The sequence below is a fragment of the Enterobacter sp. HSTU-ASh6 genome (assembly GCF_026319105.1).
Taxonomy (GTDB): domain Bacteria; phylum Pseudomonadota; class Gammaproteobacteria; order Enterobacterales; family Enterobacteriaceae; genus Enterobacter; species Enterobacter sichuanensis.
On sequence record NZ_WSPD01000026.1, the window covers coordinates 1 to 15,903 of the forward strand.

The window sequence follows — 15,903 nt, forward strand, 5'->3', positions numbered from 1 at the left end:
ATTATAAAGAAAATCCCATGCAACACTGGAATAATCTGTTATTAATAAATCAGAAGACTGAATATATTCAGTCAAGTTATCATTAGATTTAAGGAGTTTTATACAATCAGACTCCAAATAATCCAGTGCGAGATGACTAATTTTGTGATGTGGTTTATAATAAAGAATAATATGCCTTGCTCTCAGAAATGATTTCAATTCTTCATCCCCTAAGAATTTCTTAACTGCAACCACATACTCGGTATTATCCAATTTTTCAATAGAAACATCCTCTAACCAACTGCGCCAAGTAGGGAAATAGAGAATTTTTCTTATTTCTGAGCCAGTATATTCAGGAATATTGTCGAAACGAGGATAGCCAGTAACAAAAACTGTCGATTTATCAGCACCACACAATGATACTTTTATCTCTTTTTCTTTTTCTGAGGAAGCACATTGGATATGAGCATCAATGTTTGCGTAGTAGTTAGGTGGAAGTTTTTTGAAGCCTTCGAATCCATGATTAACATTTATTTTCAGTCCACCTAACAATTTATGTAATCCTGGTGATATATCAGAATTACACGTGTCAATAACTAGATAGTCAGCCACTATGCTCATTGCATATGTAAACGCTTTGCCTCGGATTAACGTTTTAAAATTTTTATTCTTGAGGAGTTTATGGGAAGTTGTAACAAAATAAACTTCGTTTTCAGCTGAAGTCTCGTTTTTTAATACATAATCATGAAAATGAGAAATATTATTTTCATAACACCCATTTCCTGCACCAAACAACCAGATTTTCTTCCTGTTAATCTTCTTTTTAATCCAAAGTGGAGAGACCAAAAATATAGACAATAAGATATTTACTACATAATAAAATTTCTTGAACATATTATTCCTGCAATAAATCATCAGCTTTATCTAATATATAACCCTGACTCCTTCCATAGTTGTCATCAACTAATGAACTGACTACATTATAATATGGAAAAAAGACAAGGCGGTCTGGTTCATATCTGAAATTTAAACTAACTTTGACAGACATAGCAAAAACTATCAAAACAAAACAGAGCCATTTCGGCTTACAATACTCTGTATATAGTATAACAAGCCAGCACATCCAACCTATTTGAAAATAGTAAATAACTCGCATTATAATAAGCTGCGTTAAGAATGTACAATATAATGAAATGATGACCTGGCAAGCCATTATATTTAAAAATAACACCTGCTTCTTAATTTTAAAATTGCAATAAAATATTGCAATACCATATAAAAGAAGCACCATGAGCGCTTGAGGATTGACCGATGCCTGAGCGTTCATCGATAGATAAGTGATTAATTTTGAGACATAAACAGCAAAAAAACCAGAATTTAAATGTCCTAGTAACTGAAGTAATAGCTTATTTATTTCTGATGATGCAAATACAAAAGGTAAAGCAAATAAAACAATGAGATAATGAATATTTCTGTTCTTCACGGAAGTTATCAAAGGAAGAAAAATCAATACTATTATTGCACTACGATGCATGGCAACTGCCAGGATAATATATATTAATGCACTTTTTTTCTTTTCATTTAATAGGGATGCATAAGTCATCATTATCAATGCAACAGCAAATCCTTGCCGTATTGTGCTCAACTCAAGTCGAATATATGAGGCAGCCAAATAAATGAACATAAAGAGTCCATAATTAATGGCTATTTTTTTGCATGTGCGATAAATAAATACATTGACAATTATTGAATTTATGAATATAAAGAATCCGAATCCGAATCCGACCAATCCAATGAGATAGAGATATACTAAATAGAGATACTCAATACCATATTCATTATATCCATTTACAGCTTCAAATCCATTATCCTGAATATATTCATAATAATCTTTGTAGCCATACCAATCCCATCCATTTGTATAAGACAACCCCGTGAAAAAGATAAAAATCACACAGAGAAATCTATTTACATTTGCATTTTCATATTGTCTTGTTATAGAGAATGATATAAGTGATATCAGACCGACCAATATATATACTGTCATATTTAGAGTGATTTCAATATATTATAGTATGCAAGCCCAAACTGTTCTCTTTTCACTAAATAGCTGCTTGCCGCATTGCTAACACGTTTACGTTCGTTATCTGGATCATATTCTTCAACAATAGTTTTCATTGCAGTAATCATACCATTGACGTCATCACATTTAACATATAACGAATCTGTAGGGTTTTGTTCATGATGAACAGGTATGTCTGATAAGATCAATCTTTTTCCGAAGTACTTTGCCTCTTCAACAGTCGTACTCCATCCCTCAAACCTTGATGGATTAATTACGGCCAGAGACCCTTTCATAAGATAATTTAGTTCCTGCCGATCGATCATACCAAGTATCTTAAATTTTTTATCAACATCCTTTTTCAGTAGAGCTTTAATGAAGTCTATATGCTTCCCCCCCCTATAATCATTTAATGCACCAGTGGCAATTACCTGCAATGACTCTTTGTTTTCAAGAACAGCATTTATAACCAACTCATGATTTTTATGCTTCCAGAACTGATTAGGAAGAAAGAAATACTCTCCTTGTATATTAAACTTCCTTTTAACATCATTAATTTGATCAAACTCATTATCGTTACTACAAATATTAATTTCAGGAACAAACTGTAAGATATGATTTGGTTTCTGTGCAATGTCCCCATAAAAAGTCAAAAAATCATTATAGGCATCATGACTACTAAAAAGAAGCTGCCCATCTTTTGCATTGGTTTTAACGGCTAAATCGCGTAGTGATATATCTTTTTCAGTAAAAAATTCCGGATAGTATTTTTCCTGAAAATCAGGCTTCCACCAAAGTGTTTTAAATGGTAATCTTTTATTAACCTGACAGTGAGAAAGAATGTCAACACGTTCAGACTTCAAAGCCCTATAAAGAGGTAGATTAACTCCAAATAACTTATTTAAAATTCGTGACGATATTTCCCTAGATAATAAATCAGGAATTATTACCTGCCTTACATTTTTTAAATTATCTGTATTAAAAACACCTATTTTCTCGCAAAAAAGAATTATTTCAATATCATCTTGCTTGACTAATGAAAATGCACTTATTAGATTTCGAAAGTAATTAATCCCACCCATCCAATGCTTTTCATTGAATAAGATAGGTATTCCAACCCTTAACATCCTTCCTCCTTGAACTTATTAAACCAATTGACGGTTTCAATCAGCCCTTCCTCAAGTGAGGTATTTAAAAATGGCTTCAAACAATTTTGTTCTGAAATGTCACTAACTAAATGTTTTGGATCCCCCTCCTTCCCGCCATCAACAAATAGTGGCGATGCATTCGTATTAGTTATTTTATATAGCATTGAAACAATTTTTTTTACTGATACAGCATTTCCCGAACCAATATTAACAACATTATCCATAGAATTATATTCAGAAACATAATTATTTAAGATCTTTATGAAATCATTAATATAGATCCAGTCTCTTAATTCATCACCACTACCAAAGAAATGGTGCTCACCCCTTTGCATTTTATTCAACACATCCCAAATGAGTTGTTTCTTCAATTGAGGTCCATATACTGAGAATGGCCTAATTATCTTGGCATCAATTGAATAATGTTCGCAATAATAATGAATATATTCTTCTGATATCTTCTTATTTAATCCATAAGGAGATACAGGATTAAGAGAACTTTTGATACTAGTCCTATCATTTGCACTTGTACCATAAACAGCTGCACTAGAAACAAAGATTAGTTTTGATTCTTTCCAGCTTGTTCTTAATTTTTCCAGAACTAATAGCAGAGGTGGTATACTTTGCTCGAAATCTTCTAATGGAGCTTTAATAGATCTCGCAACTGACGCAGAACCAATTAAAAAATAAATATAATCAGGACTATCTATTTTCTGTAATATCTGATTATCTATATTTGTTGATTCATATTTTATAAGGTTTTTACTTCCCAACTTCAAAGTATCAAGGCTTCGACCAAAGGCATGAACAGTAGCCCCTCTTTCTAAAAATGAAATACTGAGATGCGAGCCAATAAAACCACCAGCCCCCAGTATCATTATATTAATGCCTTTCAAATTATTTCCTCATTTCCAAAGGTAGTTCTTTAACTACTTTTGCAGGATTACCAGCAACGACACTCCATGCGGGCACATTCTTCGTAACAACCGCTTTTGCTGCAATAATCGCACCTTCGCCCACTGTTACGCCTTTTAAGATAGCGGCCTGGAAGCCAATCCATACATTATCGCCAATTACTATTGGCGCGCTCTTAACACAGTCCCAATTTTTATTTTCGATATCATTATCTAATTTTTCAGTATCTAAAATTTTTAAAATATCATTTTGCCTGTCACGAAAATCTAATGAGTGCGAATCATGGTCATATATCATAACTCCAAATGATATGGTGACATTGCTACCTATAGTAACGCTATTGACACTCATAATTTTTGTATCTTTATTGATAAATGTTTTACTACCAATTACCACCTGGCCGTGGTGACCTTCAAAAATTATTTCATTTTTGAGAATACAATCATTCCCAATTTTTAATTTTGCATTACTATTTCTGCAAAAAAAATGCACTCGAAAACTCTTACTTAAGATGCCACTGTGAAAATCTATACGAGGATCTTTATTAATTTTTTTGTAAGGATTGTATAAGAGATTTGCGATGATGGCTTTCATTCAAACTTTCCTTTTTTTAAATATGATAGTGAAATTAGCAATGTCGGAAGAAAAGTCATTATCGCAAAAGGCAATAATGTGCCCAAGAGTACACCGTTAATCCCAATGACTTTGACTAAAGCTAATTTCATAGCAACAGCAATAATAGCAGTACTAACACCAATAATAGCTTGTGATTTGATTAAATTCATCCCATTCAAAAAACAACTTATTGTTAATCCCATGGCTTCAAACATTTTCCATATGAATAACAATATAGCCAAATCATATATAGGCCTAACTTTATCATTTAACCAAATATGAAATATTGATGGTAAGAGTGCTGTTATAATCCCACCAAGGACCAATGAAACAATAAAGGCCATCACAATACTCTTTTTCCAAGTTTGCATTATCCAGTTATTATCTTGTTTAATTCTGGCAGAAGAATATGCAGGCCATAATGGAGTAAGAACCATACCCATAAGAATAGGCACGATACTGTATAAACGGACGTGAACACTATAATCAGTTACAGCTTGCGCCCCTAAATAACCATTCAAAATTAAGTTATCTGAGGTGTATGTCAGTGCCATAGATATTTGTAACGCGAAAAATAAGCCTCCGGCACCCAACAAATATCTCATTTCACTGAACTTCATGTACTTAAAAACTATAAAATTTACTTTGCATACTTTAAATGAAAAGTACAAAAAATTTAATAGCTGAAATATTGCAGGGATACCTACCACTGCAAATACAAGCCATGCCATTTCTAGCCTATAGTGAATAAATACAAAGAGAAAAATTAATGAAAAAACACTCCCTATAATTTGCCATACACTAGCTAAAAATCCTAGCTGATATGCTAATTGAATTTTTTGTACTGCTGAAAAAACAATATTCAAGCTAAAACAAAATATAAATGCAAAGAGCGCATTTTTCACGCTCGTATGATTCACTTTCGCACTAAGATTTAAAACGGCATTCCAATCCAGTAAGCTTGATGAAATAACAAAAACTATATTAATAACTATTGCTATTGTTAAAAGAACAACAAATGCATTCGTAATTATTTTTTTCGTATCAACGATGCTATTAGTATTTATCGATTTTGATAATTTGTTGATAATACCATTACCGATACCCATATCAGCAAATGTTAGCATCGCAACAAGCGAGCTTATCGTCATCCATATACCAAAGAGCTCATTGCCAAGATAACTTAGCGTAGCAGGAATAGTAATAAAGATGGAAAGCATAGAAATTACTTTCGCACAAAGAGAAAAAAGCGCTGTGAGGTAAATTCCACGCAATCGTCTAATCTTATCTTTTTGCCCCTGTTCAAGATTATTATCTATTGGTTTTATAATACTAATAATTGTGGTTAGTACATTTATTAATCTTTCGAGCATATTGCTTCCGGTTTCTGAAACACCCAGTTGCCTGACTCGGCCAAGTGTATCGTTAAAAATCCAAACCACTCATTCAAATACTAAAAGTAAAAGCTGTGCATGAAAACTACTGAAAAGGCACGCTACCGCCCCTGGCTTAACAGCTACCAGTGCACTGAAAAAAAGCATGATTTATCATTCTCTGTTGCCAATAACCGGATATCAAATGCCGATCGACAACTGCCATAATGCTTTGTTAATTGTCGTCCTAAATGACCTCAGAAACAAGCACAAATCGTTACAAATCTGGAGAGATTTGAATCAGATAAATCCATGTTATCATTAGAATTAATAACAAAAAACGGCAGGCATCATTTTGGTTATGTCTACACATACCCTGATGATGACTACCGCTTATACAGATCATGTAAGAAAATATCAGTTGTCAGCCAGCAGCTTCTCAATCCGGCTTCTGAACTTCGCCCCTTCCTTCAGGTTACGCAGCCCATAGTTCACAAACGCCTGCATATAGCCCAGCTTCTTACCGCAGTCGTAGCTCTCACCGGTCATCAGCATCGCGTCGACAGACTGCTTCTTCGCCAGCTCGGCAATCGCGTCGGTGAGCTGAATACGGTCCCAGGCACCTGGCTCGGTTTTTTCCAGCTCGGCCCAGATATCCGCGTTCAGAACATAACGGCCAACTGCCATCAGGTCTGAGTCCAGCGTCTGTGGCTGATCCGGTTTTTCGATGAATTCCACAATGCGGCTCACCTGCCCTTCCGTCTCCAGCGCTTCTTTGGTCTGGATAACAGAGTACTCGGAGAGATCGCCTTTCATGCGTTTCGCCAGCACCTGGCTACGACCCGTTTCATTGAAACGTGCCACCATGGCCGCCAGGTTGTAACGCAGCGGATCCGCAGAAGCGGTATCAATAATGATATCCGGCAGCACCACGATGAATGGGTTATCACCCACAACCGGACGCGCACAGAGAATAGAGTGACCCAGACCCAGCGGCTGTGCCTGGCGCACGTTCATGATGGTCACGCCAGGAGGACAAATAGACTGTACTTCCGCCAGCAGCTGGCGTTTGACGCGCTGCTCAAGCAACGCTTCGAGTTCGTAAGAGGTGTCGAAATGGTTTTCTACCGCATTCTTTGAAGAATGGGTAACCAGGACGATTTCTTTGATCCCTGCAGCAACAATCTCGTCGACAATGTACTGAATCATTGGCTTGTCGACGATCGGCAGCATCTCTTTTGGAATGGCTTTTGTGGCTGGCAGCATATGCATGCCCAGGCCTGCTACCGGAATGACTGCTTTCAAATTAATCATTATATCTTCCACCTTAAAATGGTTGACGAATTATAGCTCTTAAACCTGTTTTCGCCAGCATGATTTGCCGTAATTCTCGGGTAATGTTACGCCCTGACCACACTAATTTCTGTAGTTGTAATCTGATTCGATCACAATTTCGTACCAGGAATAGTCTCAAAACTGACGCTTGTCGATTATCTGTGCGGAAGCGCAAAATTCAGCCGTTCGGTATTCACCACCTGCTGATCGACCCGGTCAATATCCACCGAACTTTGTCCTTTCTCATTCACTGCTTTAATGTTCGCCAGTGACAGCAGCGTCTCGTCTCTCGCCATGAATTTTCCCCGCACGTCCTTACGCAGGTCGAAATTGATCTTCAGGGCCGGGCCCACAGCGGCTTCCTGCATCACATTGATATTGCGCATAAAAAGATGCTGGGGCTTATTGTGCAGCTCCAGAGTGGCACGCTGCATCTCAACGTTGGTAATCGCCACAAACGACGTCGCGTTACCGGATGAAATTTGTATTCCGCGCAGCTTATAGGCAAGCTGGCGATTATCGAGATGGATATTGTTGAGTTTGAAGTTCTGCGGAATGGACAAATAATCGCCCTTTATCACCCCATAACCGATTAACATGCCGGCGCTATTGACCATGTCGACATTATCAATAATGAAATTATCACAGCCATAAATCGCTACCGTAGCGTTATCAATTCCCGCCTTTTTACTGAAGTCAGGGGTAATATTTTTGGCCTTTATATTGCGGATAACAAAATGTTTTCCGTTTTCGACGTGCACCAGCTGACGACAGTTGCTGCCGGTAATGTTAGCCACCACGAAGTTCTTAACGGTTTGCTTCTCAGGATAGTCGTTATCGTAGGTGCTCCCGGCAAGACCAATGCCAATGCCCCAGTTGATCTTGCCATTGGTGCAGTTGATGTTGTCGATCACATGGTCAGAAATCAGGATATTACGGTCATTGATGGCCACGTTCCACTCGATCGCATCGCCCTGCAGGTGGCTAAATTTGCTGTTTGTGATGCGGGCGCCGTCCACCTGGTTATGGAAACCCTGGCGCAGAATGGCATAGTTGGCCTGGCTCACGCGGATGTTATCAATCACCAGATTGCGCATCACGCTGGGCTTCTTACCGCCGATGTAGATCTGCGTCACCGGACCAAACCCGCTCATCGCGAGTCCTTTGATTGCACAGTCAGAGCCGCGAACGTCCAGGGTGATATTTTCCGTGCGTCCCTCGCCCTCGCCAATGACCTTACTGCCCTCCTGCAGGACAAAGCGGCCCCGTCCGTTGCCGGTTAACGCCCCGCGGATCAGCAGCGTTTTCCCGTCAGGAATGAAAATGCCGGTATTTATGTTTTCGCAGGTCAGCCCTGCGGGGACCACAACCGTATCCCCTTCGGTAAACGCCTGCTTAAAGGCGGCGATCCAGTCGTTGTTATTGTACTGATTAACAGAAACCGTTCTTCCGCCTGCCGCCCGCGCAAGGCGGGAGGAGAGCAGCGGCGTGGCCGCCAGCGCGGAGAGAGAAGAGACAAAAGTGCGTCGGGTAATCTTTTTCAGCATACAACCTCGGCGTTACAACGTTTGCAGCAGGCTCGCTAACTGACGATTGATCACCTGCTGGTTAAAATCTGCCTCGACTTTTTGTCGGGCATTGTGGAGCACGGGCTCCAGCGCCTGCTGGTCGATGTCGCTGAAAGCGGCTAAGCGGTCGGCCAGCGCCATGGCGTTATTTTCCGGCACCAGCCAGCCGGAATAGTCAGACTGGATAAGCTCCGGGATCCCGCTGTGCAGGGTCGATACCACCGGAATGCCGACGGCCATCGCCTCCATTAACGCCACCGGGATGCCTTCCATGTCGCCATCGGTGCCCGTTACGGACGGCAGCAGGAAGACGTCCGCCTCATCGAGCATCGCCTTGACCTCGTGGCTCGGCTTAAAGCCCGGCATCTCGACAACATCTTCCAGCTGATATTGTTCGATAAGCGTGCGCAGACGACGCTCCCACGGGCCAATCCCGAGTATGCGATAGTGGAAATCCACCCCGCGCGCCTTCAACTGGCGGCAGGCTTCAATCGCCACATGCAGCCCTTTTTTCTCGGTCAGCCGGGCAACGGAGATGATCTGCAGCGGTTTGCCCGGCACCTTCACCGGACGGCGGGTAAAGCGCGTGAGATCCACGCCCATGCGCGAAACAGCAATTTTCTCTCCCGGGCAGCCCATGTTTTTAAGGCGTCCGGCCCACAGTTCGCTGATGGGCAGCATCATGTCGCCGCGGCGGAAAAGCTGCTGATACTCCGGGGTGTAGTGGTTCAGCACTTCACGGCTGGAGATGTCAATGCCGTGGAAAATGGTTGCGATTTTCCCGTCGATCACCCCCAGTTCGCGCAGTTTCGCGGCGGTGACGCCCGCCGGGCCAAAGTGGGCGATAAACACATCCGCACGATACGGCTGGGCCGTTTGCCCGCAGATGGCCGACAGGATCAGATTGCGCGACTCCGCGCCATAGCGGGAAATATTCAGCGCTCGCCAGGTCGACGGGCGATGGATCCCGCGTAAGGTCTGGCTGGCCCGGTGGCGCAGTTTGCTCAGCTTCCCGGACGGCTCATCCTGCAGCCAGCGGGTTTTCGCCTCCAGCCCGTACTGGGTATACGCCGCATGGGTGTTTTGGGTATCGCCCTTTTGCAGGGCGATGATCTCCACGTCATATCCCATATCGATAAACGCGGTGATTTGGTTCAGAACAAAGGTTTCAGACGACAGCGGAAATTTCAGTAAGAAGAAACCAACCTTCATTTCCCCTCCCGGACGCGATCGAGTACCGATTTCACCATCCCCATCCCCTTCTCGCGCTCGGCTTTCACCGCCACGGCCAGGCGTTCATTGATGGCAGGCAACTGACCCAGTGTGTCCCCGACCATCGCGCCGAGCGAACCATCCAGCAGATGACGGATATCCACGGCCATTTCCGGCATACCGAGTTGCTGCATGATCCCGGCGGACTTGTGCTCATAGTTAATGGCAATCGCCGGCGTACCGAAGTTCATGGAGATAATCGCCGAGTGCAGACGAGTGCCCACCGTCAGGTCGCAGGCGGAGAGCAACTTGCCCATCTCGAGGTCATTCAGTTCGTCCATCACCACGTGATAGCGGGACGGGTCATTCACCAGGCTGCGCAGGTTGAGCGCCACCATGCGGTCGTCTTTGTTATAGCTGTCGATACCGGTGCAGGTGGAGAGCGCCAGCACCTGATAACCGCTGTCCAGCACGCGGTTCACCACGTCAGCGAACGCTTTCTCATACGCCGCCTGCGTGGTACCTAAACGTTTATCGAAGGGGGCCAGCTCGCGCAGGGTAATCGCGACGGTTTTCTGTTTCGCCGCCACGTCCAGCCAGTGCTGCACCGCGTAGCTCGCCTGGAAGCTCTCTTCCTGATGATCCACCAGCCAGGCGGTGTCCACGCCGTGCTCCACTTTCGAGGTGTCGATCTCGCTGCGCTTCATCATTTCAAGACTGACCGACTCGCGCAGGATCAGGGCATCGCAGTGGCCGAAAACGTAGTTTGCCAGCTGGTTAAACTGAGGATCCTGGAACGGCCCCACGCTGTGACCAATCATAAACAGCGGCTTTTTCGCCATGAACGTACAAAGCGCATGCTCAAACTGCGGCACGCCGTACAGATCGACGAAGAACGACCCGCCGACCTGAATAATCGCGTCATAGCCCGACAGCAGACGAACGAAATCGGTAAAGCCCTGGGCGATAGCGATGTTGCGCAGCTTGCCGGTATCGGTCACCCGGGAAAGCAGCACCTGGTGCTGGTAGCGACGACGCAGCACTTTCTTCACGCGCCCCATCACGCCCGCGGCGTTGTTATGCTGTTTCATCTGGCTGTAGAGCGGGTCGCCCATCACCGGGCGATTGAGTAACCAGGATGAGCTGACCGGATAACGGCTCATCACGTCCACTTCGGTCTCAGGCTTAAGGGTGTTAATCGCATCCAGTAAACCGCGCAGGATGGCGCTGTCGCCACGGTTGCCGCAGGTATGGTTGCCAAGAATTAATAATTTCATAATGGCCTCTTAAATAACTAGCCTGCGCGAAGCAGCGTTTTCATTTTTTCGTTACGGCAAAACTGGCGCTTCATCTCCACCACCAGCGCATTGCGTGACAGCACAATCATCACGACGAATGCCAGCGCGCCCGCGGCAACCTGCACCGCCAGCAGCGCCGCCAGCGGCAGATGACCGGTCAGGATCATGCCCAGGCCGTAGCTCACCGCCAGAGTCGGCAGGGAGAGATAGAACGGCAGCCACAGGCTCAGGATGTACTGACGGTAGCTGGAGCCCAGCACCGGCTTGATCATGATGAAGTAGCTCAGCACGGTGTTGACGACCTGCACCAGCAGGAAGCCAAGCGTGACGCCGATGGCGCCCGCCATGTGTCCACCGACGATGATTGCCGGAATAAACAGGAAGGTTTTAAAGACGTTGAACTTAAAGCTGATATCCACGCGCGCTTTTGCCATCAGCAGAGAACCGATCGGATTCCCCACGGAGCGCAGCAGCCCCACCACGCAAAGCAGCTGCAGGATCGGGATAATGCCGTTCCATTTTTCACCAAACACCAGCGGCACGAAATTGCTGGAAACCACCATCAGCCCCAGCAGAACCGGGAAGTTGATAATCCCGACCACGGAAAGCAGCTTGTAGAAATTGACCCGCAGCTTCTCGGTGTCGTCCTGAATCTTGGCGAACGCCGGGAACAGCACGCGGGTAATAATCGGGTTCAGCTTCATCGGCGGGACGACCGCAACGTTGTAGGCCAGGTTGTAGCCCCCCGCGACGCTCGCCCCGAGAATACGGGCCAGCACCAGCGTGGAGAGATTGGTGTTCACATAGTTGATGATGCTGTCCGCCGTCAGCCATGCGCCAAAACGCAGGTTGGAGGAGACGGACGCCAGTGAAAAATGCAGCCCCGGACGGTAAATCTTGCGGCCAAAATAGCCGAACAGCAGCGTGCGCACGGCAGAGTTAACCAGATACCCCAGAATGGCGGTCATGGCCAGCGGCCAGAAATGGGCGCTCACCACGGTGAAGGTAAAGCCCGCCAGCACAGCGCTGGTCTCGATCATGCCGATCTTGTTGAACTCCAGCTCTTTCTGCATCAGCGCGCGGAACTGCTGCCCGTGAGGGATCACCACGAAAGCAAACGACAGCGTACGCATCAGCGGCGCCAGATCCGGGTTGTGCAGCACGCTGGCGATGGTATCGCTCAGCAGGAACACCAACACAAACACGAAAATCCCCAGCCCGACGTTCAGCCAGTAGAGCGTGGTCAGCTCCAGATGGCTAATCTCTTTGCGCTGGATAATCGAATTGGCGATACCAAAATCAGACAGCGTATCGGCCAGCGCGATAATCACCAGCGAGACGGTCAGCAGACCGAACTGGTGGTTATCGATAATGCGCGCCAGCACGGTCATCTGCACCAGGCCGAGGCCAATGATGACGATGGTCGCCATCGCTGACCACTTGGCGCCGCTGATGGTTTTTTCACGTAAGCTCATCTTAGTACGCCGCTTTGTTCACGAAACCTTTAAAGATGGTCAGAAAAACGATCTTGATATCAAACCAGAGGCTCCACTCACGGATGTACTCCAGGTCGAATTCAATGCGTTTTTCCATTTTTTCCAGCGTGTCGGTTTCACCGCGCCAGCCGTTGATCTGCGCCCAGCCGGTGATGCCTGGCTTCACTTTATGGCGCAGCATGTAGCCTTCAATCAGCGAGCGGTACTGTTCGTTGTGGGCAACCGCATGGGGACGAGGTCCGACAATCGACATGCCGCCGGTAAAGACGTTGATAAACTGCGGGAGTTCATCCAGCGAGGTACGGCGCAGGAAGTTCCCCACGCGGGTCACGCGCGGATCGTTCTGCGTGGCCTGAGTCACCACTTTGTCGTTCTCCATCACCTTCATGGAGCGGAATTTCCACACCATAATGGGCTTACCGTCCATGCCGTAGCGGGTCTGGCGGAAGATAACCGGCCCGGGAGAGCTCAGCTTCACCGCCAGGGCAATGCAACACAGCACCGGGGAGATCAGCAGGAGGATCAGTGAAGAGAGCACGATATCTTCCAGACGCTTCAGCACGCGGTTAATCCCTGACAGCGGCGTGTCGTACAGCGGTACCACCGGCACGCCGTTCACCTCTTCAATGCGGGAGTGAAGGATGTTGAAGGTAAACACGTCCGGGATCAGGATCACCGAGCAGGTGGTATCCGCCAGCTCGCGCATCAGTTGCTTAATGCGGGATTCGTCTTTCATCTGCATAGCGATGTAAACGTTGTGAATTTTGCCCGCTTTGGCATCGTCAATCAGCTGTTCGTAGTTGCCCGCCCAGTCCGCAGGCACGCCGCCCGGCTTCGCGTCGTGATAAATCCCGACCACTTCAAACCCTAACCACGGCTCTTTGCGGAAGCTGTCGAGCAGCACCTGCCCGACCGGCAAATCCCCTGCTACGGCAACGAAGCGACGGTTATAGCCCCGGTTACGCAGCCAGCCCGCGCCGAAGCGGATCAGGGAGCGACAAACCACCATGCCGACGCTGGTCACCAGATACCAGCAGAGATAGGTCACCAGACGATTATCAAAATCATGGCTGAACGCCACCAGACCCGCGCTGAAGATCAGGCTTAAGGTCCAGTTCTGCAGCAACAGCATCAGTTCGGTGGTCATTTTGACGCCACGCCACGAACGATAGAAATCCGTCATCCCGCCGATCATCTGAAACACAACCAGCGCAATCAGTGCCATCAGCAGATGCATGTATAAGAACGATTGCCCGCTGATCCGACACACCGCCCACAATCCACCGACCATGATGGTGATATCAGAAAAACGCTGCACCATAGAGATTAACGATGCATTCGTTCTCGCTCGTTCGCGTTTTTTTAGATTCGTCATCGTTGTTCCTTTATTCAACCCACACTTCCCCCCTCACCCCGGCCCTCTCCCCTTTGGGGAGAGGGTTAGGGTGAGGGGTAAGGTTTCGTATTACTGATTCAACAGCGCCAGAATGTCCTTCGTTCGGGCTTCCATCAGCGCGGTGTCGGCGCGTGATTCCACGTTCAGGCGCACCACCGGCTCGGTATTGGACGAGCGCAGGTTAAAGCGCCACTGCGGGAACGCCATGCTGATGCCGTCAGTGCGGTCAATTTCCAGCGCGTGAATGGCAAAGTGCTGCTCCACGCGGGCAATGGCCTCGGCAGGCTGCGCCAGCTTGCTGTTGATCTCTCCGCTCGCCGGGAACGCCGCCATACGGTCGCGTACCAGCTCGCCGAGGGTTTTCCCCTTCAGGCACAGCAGCTCGGTCACCAGCAGCCACGGGATCATCCCGCTGTCGCAGTAGGCGAAATCACGGAAGTAGTGGTGGGCGCTCATCTCGCCGCCGTAGATGGCGTCTTCTTCGCGCATGCGTTCTTTAATAAAGGCGTGGCCGGTTTTGGACATCACCGGCGTGCCGCCTGCGGCAGAGACCACGTCAACGGTGTTCCAGGACAGACGCGGGTCATGAATGATTTTCGCGCCAGGGTTTTTCTCAAGGAACGCTTCCGCCAGCAGGCCGACAATGTAGTAGCCTTCGATGAACTGGCCTTTCTCGTCGAACAGGAAGCAGCGGTCGAAATCGCCGTCAAAGGCGATGCCCATATCTGCGCCATGCTCAATGACCGCGTTACGGGTGTCGTCGCGGCACTCCGGCAGCAGCGGGTTAGGAATGCCGTTCGGGAAGTTGCCATCCGGTGTGTTGTGGACTTTCACGAACGTCACCGGCACGTTAAGTGCTTTAAAGCGGGCTTCCAGGGCATCCACCACCGGGCCGGCCGCGCCGTTACCGGAGTTAATCACCAGCTTCAGCGGCTTCAGGTTTGCCACGTTGATGTAGCCCAGCAGGTGGTCGATATACTCTTTCTGCAGGTTGATTTTTTTGTAGCTACCGCGCTTCGCCTCGTTCACCGGCGGGAAATCGTTAGCTTCCGCCAGACGCTGCACGTCGCGCAGTCCGGTGTCGCCGCTGATGGGACGCGCACCCTTGCGTACCAGCTTCATGCCGTTGTAATCCATCGGGTTATGGCTGGCGGTGACTTCGATCCCGCCGTCCACGCCGAGGTGGAAGGTGGCAAAATAGATCTCTTCGGTCCCGGACAGGCCGATGTCCAGCACGTCCACCCCCGCGTCCTGCAGCCCTTTCGCCAGGGACAGCTTCAGGGATTCACTGGTCAGACGCACGTCGCCGCCCAGCACGATGGTTTTTGGCTTCAGATATTCGCCGTACGCGCGGCCAATGCGCCACGCAATGTCTTCATTCAGCTCTTCGCCCAGCTTGCCGCGAATATCGTAGGCTTTAAAACAGGTTAACTTTTCCATGATGACCCCTTTTTCAGGCAACAGTTGGCCCGCCCGATTAACAGGCAAAATTGTTTTTATTCATTC

General features: G+C 46.7%; 12 protein-coding genes and 1 pseudogene. All 13 read right to left on the minus strand.

Annotated features, from left to right (window positions below; translation table 11 throughout):
* A partial coding sequence (locus GM298_RS21235; protein WP_266155239.1) for a CDP-glycerol glycerophosphotransferase family protein occupies positions 1–873 on the minus strand: 873 nt, incomplete at its 3' end.
* A gap of 1 nt (position 874) precedes the next feature.
* Positions 875–1,933 carry an EpsG family protein gene (locus GM298_RS21240; RefSeq protein ID WP_266155241.1) on the minus strand — a complete coding sequence of 353 codons (1,059 nt, stop codon included), beginning with the start codon at positions 1,931–1,933 and terminating at the stop codon, positions 875–877.
* Between the two features lie 95 nt (positions 1,934–2,028).
* A complete protein-coding gene (locus GM298_RS21245) occupies positions 2,029–3,168 on the minus strand; it encodes a glycosyltransferase (RefSeq protein WP_266155242.1) in 1,140 nt (379 codons plus the stop codon).
* Complete coding sequence (locus GM298_RS21250; protein WP_266155244.1) at positions 3,162–4,085, minus strand: NAD-dependent epimerase/dehydratase family protein; 924 nt, start codon at positions 4,083–4,085, stop codon at positions 3,162–3,164. The genes GM298_RS21245 and GM298_RS21250 overlap by 7 nt, the downstream gene beginning before the upstream one ends.
* Before the next feature lie 28 nt (positions 4,086–4,113).
* A pseudogene (locus GM298_RS23395) lies at positions 4,114–4,263 on the minus strand (DapH/DapD/GlmU-related protein); the annotation flags it as partial.
* A 431-nt stretch (positions 4,264–4,694) separates the two neighbouring features.
* A complete protein-coding gene (locus GM298_RS21260; protein WP_266155247.1) occupies positions 4,695–6,092 on the minus strand; it encodes an oligosaccharide flippase family protein in 1,398 nt (465 codons plus the stop codon).
* 417 nt (positions 6,093–6,509) lie between these two features.
* Positions 6,510–7,406, minus strand: coding sequence for a GalU regulator GalF (gene galF / locus GM298_RS21265; protein WP_266155248.1), 897 nt, complete (start codon positions 7,404–7,406; stop codon positions 6,510–6,512).
* Between the two features lie 176 nt (positions 7,407–7,582).
* Positions 7,583–8,974, minus strand: coding sequence for a colanic acid biosynthesis protein WcaM (wcaM, locus tag GM298_RS21270; RefSeq protein WP_025758743.1), 1,392 nt, complete (start codon positions 8,972–8,974; stop codon positions 7,583–7,585).
* A gap of 12 nt (positions 8,975–8,986) precedes the next feature.
* Complete coding sequence (wcaL, locus tag GM298_RS21275; RefSeq protein WP_094919006.1) at positions 8,987–10,207, minus strand: colanic acid biosynthesis glycosyltransferase WcaL; 1,221 nt, start codon at positions 10,205–10,207, stop codon at positions 8,987–8,989.
* Positions 10,204–11,484: a colanic acid biosynthesis pyruvyl transferase WcaK gene (gene wcaK / locus GM298_RS21280; protein ID WP_208283392.1), complete on the minus strand. Its 1,281-nt coding sequence runs from the start codon at positions 11,482–11,484 to the stop codon at positions 10,204–10,206. The genes wcaL and wcaK overlap by 4 nt, the downstream gene beginning before the upstream one ends.
* Before the next feature lie 17 nt (positions 11,485–11,501).
* The gene (gene wzxC / locus GM298_RS21285; protein ID WP_045285625.1) at positions 11,502–12,980 is read right to left on the minus strand and encodes a colanic acid undecaprenyl disphosphate flippase WzxC; all 1,479 of its coding nucleotides are present in this window, start codon (positions 12,978–12,980) and stop codon (positions 11,502–11,504) included.
* Between the two features lies 1 nt (position 12,981).
* Positions 12,982–14,376, minus strand: a complete 1,395-nt coding sequence (wcaJ, locus tag GM298_RS21290; RefSeq protein ID WP_025758738.1) for an undecaprenyl-phosphate glucose phosphotransferase — start codon at positions 14,374–14,376, stop codon at positions 12,982–12,984.
* 90 nt (positions 14,377–14,466) lie between these two features.
* A complete protein-coding gene (gene cpsG, locus GM298_RS21295) occupies positions 14,467–15,837 on the minus strand; it encodes a colanic acid biosynthesis phosphomannomutase CpsG (protein WP_259566536.1) in 1,371 nt (456 codons plus the stop codon).
* Positions 15,838–15,903 lie beyond the last annotated feature (66 nt).